Origin of the sequence: Methanobrevibacter sp. (assembly GCF_045120835.1) — an archaeon.
Lineage (GTDB): Archaea > Methanobacteriota > Methanobacteria > Methanobacteriales > Methanobacteriaceae > Methanocatella.
The window spans coordinates 1-5,273 of the sequence record NZ_JBGVFE010000024.1; the positions used below are offsets into that span (position 1 = coordinate 1).

Genomic DNA, 5,273 nt, shown 5'->3' on the forward strand with positions numbered 1-5,273 from the left:
GAAATCAATCAAGTTCTTTTAGTCAGACCAACCGAATCCCCTATCATTTTCATCCAACAGTTGGGAAGGGGTCTTAGAAAATACAAAAACAAGGAATTTGTGGTAATCCTGGATTTCATTGGAAACTATAGAAATAATTTCATGATTCCGATTGCCCTATCCGGGGACAGATCCTATGATAAGGATAAAATCAGAAAATATCTAATCGAGGGAAATAAGATTATTCCTGGTGCTTCTTCAATCAACTTTGATGAAATTTCTAAAAAGCGCATATATGAGTCAATAAACAACACTTCATTTTCTAAAGTCGCTTTATTTAAGGAGAAATACAACAATCTTAAATACAAATTAGGACGTATCCCCTTATTATATGATTTTGCAATCAACGGGGAATTCAATCCAGAAATCATCTTGAATCACAATAGGTTTGACTGTTATCATACCTTCCTGAATTATGTTGAGAATGATTATGAAAGCACATTTGCAGAAGAGGAACTTGCAACATTAAGATTCATTTCCAAAAAGTTAATCAAAGGAATAAGGCCACATGAGCTTGTAATACTGAGTTGTCTTAAATATAATAAATATTTTACAATAAATCAAGTCGAAAAATATTTAAAAGATAAATATGGTCTTGAAAATCAATTTGAATCAATAAAAAGTGCAATCAATGTCTTAAGCATGAATTTCTACAGAAAAGAAACAAGCGATGATTATCAGGCAAACACAATCCAGTTTGTAACGGATGAGGATTTGGACATTGAAAACCTGTTCTTTGATTTTAACAATGATGTCTATAAGAACCTTAAAAACAGTAAAGATTATAAGTTTGAAGCTTCTAGATTGTTTAAAAAGTGCCTAATAAATCCTACTTACTTAAATCATTTGGAGGATAGTTTAAAATATGGATTCTACAAGTATGACAATGTCTATGAAGATTTAAATCCATTCAAGTTATATGAAAAATACTCTCGTGAGGATGTCTTAAGAATTTTAAACTGGGAACGTTTCATGAATGGTCAAAATATCGGAGGATATAAAATCAAATACGATACCTGCCCTATCTTTGTAACTTACAACAAAAAAGAGGACATATCAGAAACTATTAACTACGAAGATCATTTCATAAACAAGGAAACATTCAACTGGATGAGTAGAAACAATAGAAAAACCTCTTCGCCGGAGCTGGAGCCAATCATTAACTATAACGGATTGGACATTGAGCTCTTTATTCAAAAAAGCAATGATGAAGGTATTGAGTTTTATTATATTGGAAATTTAACTCCGCTTAATTATAAGCAAGTTTATAGGACAATTGATGGCAGAGAACATCCTATTGTAAACTTTAAATTTAAAATCAATACTGAAGTCAAGGATGAACTTTACAGCTATTTCGTAAATGACTAAAAAATCCTATTTTTTTAAAAATTTATTTATTTAACAAAAAACATATTCTATACTGATAAATATTTTAAACTGATTCATATGGTAGAAATTTTTGACGAACTTGGTTATAAAAAATATACATGTAAAACTTGCGGACAGGAGTTTTACTCCCAGGTTGAAAGAGACACCTGTGGAGACGCTCCATGTGATGAGTATGGCTTTATTGCAAATCCGGCAACCGATAAACCATACAATTTATATGAAATCCAGAAAGTTTTTAGAGAATTTTTAGAAAGCGAAGGGCACACTCATGTCCACAGATATCCCGTTCTGGCCAAAAGATGGAGAGACGACGTATTTCTGGTTGGAGCATCAATCTTCTGTTTCCAGCCTTGGATTACCTCAGGCCTTGTCAAGCCGCCTGCAAATCCTATTGAAATGGCTCAGCCATCCATCAGGCTCAACGACGTCGACAATGTGGGAAGAACCGGCAGGCACATGACCTGCTTTACAATGGGAACACACACAGTAATCAACAAGGAAGACGATTTCATCTACTGGGAAGACGAAACCATAAGGCTCTGCCACGAGTTCTTTGCACATATCGGAATCAACACAGAAGAGGTCACTTTCATAAGCTCCTGGTGGGCCGGCGGAGGTAACGAAGGACCATGTTATGAGGTATGCTGCAGGGGAGTGGAGCTTGCAACACTCGTTTTCATCCAGTATGAAACCCTTGAGGACGGATCCAAAAAGGAAATCCCAATTAAAGTCGTGGACACAGGTTACGGACTTGAACGTATCGCATGGATTTCACAGGGAACACCGACAGCCTATGATGCATGCTTTGCGCCTGTCGTCGACAAGCTAAAAGAGCTTACAGGCGTTGAAATCAACGAGGACATCCAGGGAAGAAATGCCCAGATTGCCGGAATGATGGACATTGAGGACATCGGGGATTTAAAGGAACTCAGACAACAGGTGGCTGAAAGCTTAAATCTGACTTTAGATGAATATCTGGAAGCTGCCGAACCGATGGAGGCAATCTATATCATTGCAGACCACACAAGATGTCTTGCATTCATGCTTGCTGACGGAATCATCCCTTCAAACGTCAAGGAAGGATATCTCGCAAGGCTGGTTTTAAGAAGAACCATCAGATTCATGAAGGAGCTTGACATGAAGGAATCCCTGGCTGACGTTATGGCGATACAGCTTGATTTCCTATCCAAATTCTACCCTGAAATCCGTGACTCAGAAGAGCATATCATGAACATCATTACTCTAGAGGAAGAAAGGTATGCCGCAACAGTCAAGAAAGGAAGAAGCATTGTCAAAAGGTCAATCAAAAGGCTTAAAAAAGAAGGAAAATCCGAAATGCCTCTTGACATGCTTATAGACTTATACGATGCTCACGGAATTCCTCCTGAAACCGTTGTTGAAATGGCCGGAGATGATTTTACTGTAAACGTGCCGGACAATTTCTTCACACAGGTTGCAGGAGCCCACGAAAAGGATACTGCTCACAAGAAGGACACCTTCAAACTCGATTACCCTGAAACAGACCTGCTGTTCTATAAAGATTTCTACCAAAAAGAATTTGAAGGCGAAGTTTTGGGTCTTGTTGAGAAGGACGGCAAGCAATGTTTGATCTTCGATAAAACCACATTCTACCCTGAAGGAGGAGGTCAACCTTCAGATATAGGTAGCGTTTCCATTGATGGAAATGTAATTAAAATACCTCATGCCGAAAAGATTGATAATGTGGTATTGCATTATGTAGATGGAGACATCTCAAATGATGTGGTTGGCAAAAAAGTCACCGGTGAGATAGACTGGGTGCGAAGAATAACCCTTGCACGCCACCACACAGGAACACACCTTGTGATTGCTGCGGCCCGTAAGGTCTTGGGCCAGCACATATGGCAGGCAGGATCTCAAAACGGTCTTACAAGGGCACGTATTGACCTTTCACACTACAAGCGTATCACACAGGAAGAGCTAAACGAAATCGAAAAGCTGGCCAACGAGTACGTAATGGACAACATCGATTTGGACATACAGTTCCACACAAGGGACGAGGCACAGGAACTCTACGGATTCGTGCTCTATCAGGGTGGTATCGTTCCTGGCAAAATGATTCGTGTAGTCAAAATCCCGGGTGTTGACGTGCAGGCATGTGCGGGAACACACGTCCTAAGGACAGGTGTTGTCGGACCGATTAAAATCAACAAGACCGAAAGGGTTCAGGACGGTGTTGAAAGGATTGACTTTTCAGCAGGTCTTGCCGCAATCGATTCAATGCAGCATGACGGAGAGCTTTTAAGGGAAAGCTCAGGAATCTTTAAGGTTGAAAACGACCAGCTGCCGAAAACATGTGACAGGTTCTTTTCTGAATGGAAAGCTCAGAAAAACGAAATCGACCGCTTAAAATCAGAGATTGCAAGCTTGAAAATGAACTCCCTGGCCGATGAATATGATGAAATCAATGGCCTTAAGGTCGTTCACCAATTGATTGAGGCGGACTTCAAGGAGCTTCAGAAAATGGCCACTGACTTTACCGACAACGGAAAGGCTGATGTTGTAGTTATGGGAAACAGCGACGGTAAAATCGTTGGGGCAGCTTCCCAAGTCGCAATTGACGGTGGAATTAAAATCAATGAAATCATAAAGACTGCAGCAGGCGTTTTAGGCGGTGGCGGTGGAGGCCGCTTGACCCTGGCACAGGGTGCAGGTAAAAATGCAGACAAGATGGATGAAGCCATCCAGACTGCAGTAGATTTGATTAAAGGATAATCTTATCCTTTTTCCTTTTTTTATAACAATCTTTATTAACTTTGAACTAAAAAATTATACTTGCTGTTATATTTTTAAAAAAACTAGTATAGAAGGGATTGCTATTTTTTTTTCAGCGTGTACTAAAATTAGAGTGTGTTTAAATGAATTATGATTTGATTATTGCAAGATATGGTGAAATAGGACTCAAAAGTCCTAAGATAAGGTCACGTTTTGAAAGAAAGCTAGTTAAAAATATCAAGGCTACTTTTGAATGTGAAGTTGAGAGAAACCAGGGAAGGATATATATCCATCCAAAGGATTTCAATGATGGAATTGAAAAGCTGAACCGGGTGTTCGGTGTCGTTTCATATTCTCCTGCAACCTCAACACTAACAACATATGAAGACATTGACGAAACCTTGGGAAAATACACTGAAGAATTAATCAAAGAGAATATTTTGGATGAAAACACAAAATTCGCAATCAAGTGCCGACGTGTTGGAAAGCATGATTTCACCTCACAGGAAATGGCTGCACATTGTGGCGGGGTTGTAAGGGAGAAGGTATTGGCTCCCGTTGACCTGACAAATCCCGATTTGACAATATTTGTTGAAGTCAGGGAGGATAAGACTTTCATTTTCCATGAAAAAATCAAAGGGCCTGGAGGACTTCCTCTGGGAACTCAGGGAAAAGTCGTTGTTTTGCTTTCAAGCGGCATAGACTCTCCTGTTGCAGCATATCTTATGATGAAAAGGGGATGTGAAGTTGTAGCGCTTCACTGCAACAATGATCCGTTTGCAGGGCCGAAAGTCACTGAAAACTTCAATCTGCTGGTGGACCAGTTGAATATCTATGCTAAGGGAACTCCAATTAAAAGAAGGGTAATTGATTATGGCGAGTATCTCACAGTCGCAAAACAGAAGGCTCCAGAAAAGATGACTTGCGTATTATGTAAATCCGGAATGTATCGGATTGCAGAAAAACTGGCTCAAAAATTGGGAGCCGATGCAATCGTTGACGGAAGCAGCGTCGGTCAGGTTGCCTCACAGACCCTATCCAATATTTTAGCTACCCGTTATGGTGTGGACATGCCGATACTGTCTCCTCTG

The 5,273-nt window shown here is 39.8% G+C and carries 3 protein-coding genes; all 3 read left to right on the forward strand.

The genetic code is table 11. The annotated features are described in order from the left end of the window. Positions 1 to 1,407 (forward strand): DUF3427 domain-containing protein (locus tag ACJMLO_RS02305; protein WP_405293526.1); only part of this gene is annotated, 1,407 nt, incomplete at its 5' end. 78 nt (positions 1,408 to 1,485) lie between these two features. Further along, the gene (alaS, locus tag ACJMLO_RS02310) at positions 1,486 to 4,182 is read left to right on the forward strand and encodes an alanine--tRNA ligase (protein WP_405293528.1); all 2,697 of its coding nucleotides are present in this window, start codon (positions 1,486 to 1,488) and stop codon (positions 4,180 to 4,182) included. Positions 4,183 to 4,325: 143 nt separating this feature from the next. Beyond that, positions 4,326 to 5,273: tRNA uracil 4-sulfurtransferase ThiI (thiI, locus tag ACJMLO_RS02315; RefSeq protein WP_405293530.1), on the forward strand; the 948-nt coding region annotated here is incomplete at its 3' end.